The following is a 2,053-nucleotide window of genomic DNA, read 5'->3' as shown; positions in this document are numbered from 1 at the left end:
GCTGCTGTTCTGAAGCTTCTCGGCATGACTCAGGCGTCGGGCGCACGATCCCGTCCTTCAATGAAGAAGGAGAAGGGACGTGCGGAGAAAAAGCCGATATCGCGAACCGATGCAGCTGGGTCTGGATCTGGGACGCCGGACTTCCCAGGACTCGCTGGCAGCAATTCCAAAGGTCTGATCCAGGCGCTCGCCGACCTCCTGCTGGAAGCGGCAGGCATCGAGACCGCTCAGATGACGGGAGGTGACCATGAGCAGCAAGATCACGCCTGATCACCTCAGTCGCGCCGCCGTCGTCTATGTTCGCCAATCGACAATGTCTCAAGTCACGGGGAATCTCGAAAGCCAGCGGCGGCAATATGACTTGGCGCAGGCAGCGGAGACAATCGGAGTTAGGTCGGTGACGGTAATTGACGACGATTTAGGTCGCTCCGGTTCGGGCAGCACCCAGCGGCCTGGCTTTGAGCGGCTTGTGGCGATGGTATGTTCGGGCGGCGTTGGTGCCGTCTATTGCATCGAGGCGTCGCGGCTGGCGCGCAATGGGCGCGACTGGCATCACTTGATCGATCTCTGCGCGCTCGCTGGCGCGTTGGTGATCGATCCCGACGGCGCCTATGATCCGCGGTTCGTCAACGATCGCCTGCTGCTCGGACTGAAGGGAACGATGTCGGAGTATGAGCTGAGCCTGCTTCGCCAACGGGGAATCGCCGCTCGAGACTCCAAGGCCCAGCGCGGCGAGTACCGCTTCATGCTTCCACCCGGATTTTGTTGGAATGAGTTTGGCAAGATCGAAATCGATCCCGACGAACATGTGGCGGGAGTGATTCGACTCGTCTTCACGAAGTTCCGCGAGCTCGGCAGCGCCCGGCAGGTCTTTCTTTGGCTGCGCGCCGCCGACATTAAGATGCCTGTGGTCCTGAGGAACGTTCAAATCTACAAGCTCAGCTGGAAGGCGCCGGCCTATCACTCGGTGATGCAGATCTTGCACAATCCGCTCTATGCTGGCGCCTATGCGTTTGGCCGAATCGCTCAGAAGACACGGATCGTGGACGGTCGCGCCCGCAAGGTCAGCGGGTTCAAGAAGCCACGGGAGAAATGGAATGTTCTCCTGCGCGGCAATCATCCCGGCTATATCAGTTGGCAGGAGTACGAAGATAATCAGAAGCTGCTGCTGGAAAACGCGCACATGAAAAGGAATTGCTCGCGTAAATCGGCGCGCGGGGGACGCGCACTCCTGACCGGCTTGATGCGGTGCGGACGTTGCGGGCGAATGATGCGTGTGTTCTATGGCCAGGCCAAGGGGAATGCCCATCGCTATCAATGCCGCGGCGATGACGCCCATGTCGGGGCAGGCCTATGTATCGGCATCGGCGGTGTGCGCGTCGATCGTGCGGTCGCGCTGCAAATCCTTGAGGCGGTCTCCGATCGGGCTGTTGAAGCAGCCATATTGGCGTCCGATCAGATTGAGCGCTCGAGACAAGAGATCATCGCCGCCGTCGAACGGGAGCTTGAAGTTGCAAGCTACGAAGCGTCCCTTGCCGCACGCCGATACGAACTTGTGGATCCGGCGAAGCGTCACGTTGCCCGCGAACTCGAGGCGCGCTGGAATGGCGCCTTGGAGCGGGTTGCCGAGCTTGAAGGTCGGATCAAGGAGCAGCGCGCCGCATCAGCGGAAACCCCCAAGATCGACCGCGCCCTGCTTCTGCAACTTGCGCACGATCTGCCGCGGGTCTGGAATGCACCGTCCACGGACACGCGCACCAAGCAACGGCTAGTTCACATCGTGGTCCGAGAGATTGTTTGCGATCTCGACGAAAACACCAATGAGGCTGTTCTGCTCATCCACTGGACCGGCGGCCGGCACACGGAGGTTCGTGTTGCTCGCGTTAAGACGGGTCGATATCCAGGAGATATGGCACCCACGGCCGTTGACGCACTTCGCAAACTCGCTGGTCGTTGGCCTGATCGCGAGCTCGTCGTGTCGCTCAATCGGATGCGCTGCAAGACCGGCGACGGCGAAACCTGGACGACTGTTCGCGTGCGGGAAATGCGCGAA

The 2,053-nt window shown here is 60.5% G+C and carries 1 protein-coding gene and 1 pseudogene; both read left to right on the top strand.

Features of this window, described 5'->3' with window-relative positions; all coding sequences use genetic code 11:
- Positions 1-270, top strand: a pseudogene (locus ALC15_RS44665) (hypothetical protein); the annotation flags it as partial.
- On the top strand, positions 248-2,053 hold a 1,806-nt coding region (locus tag ALC15_RS40800; RefSeq protein ID WP_050632132.1), incomplete at its 3' end, for a recombinase family protein. The pseudogene ALC15_RS44665 and the gene ALC15_RS40800, both read left to right, overlap by 23 nt.

The sequence above is a fragment of the Bradyrhizobium viridifuturi genome, assembly GCF_001238275.1.
Classification (GTDB): domain Bacteria; phylum Pseudomonadota; class Alphaproteobacteria; order Rhizobiales; family Xanthobacteraceae; genus Bradyrhizobium; species Bradyrhizobium viridifuturi.
Note: the sequence above shows the minus strand (reverse complement) of the source record. Positions and strands in the feature narration are given on the sequence as shown.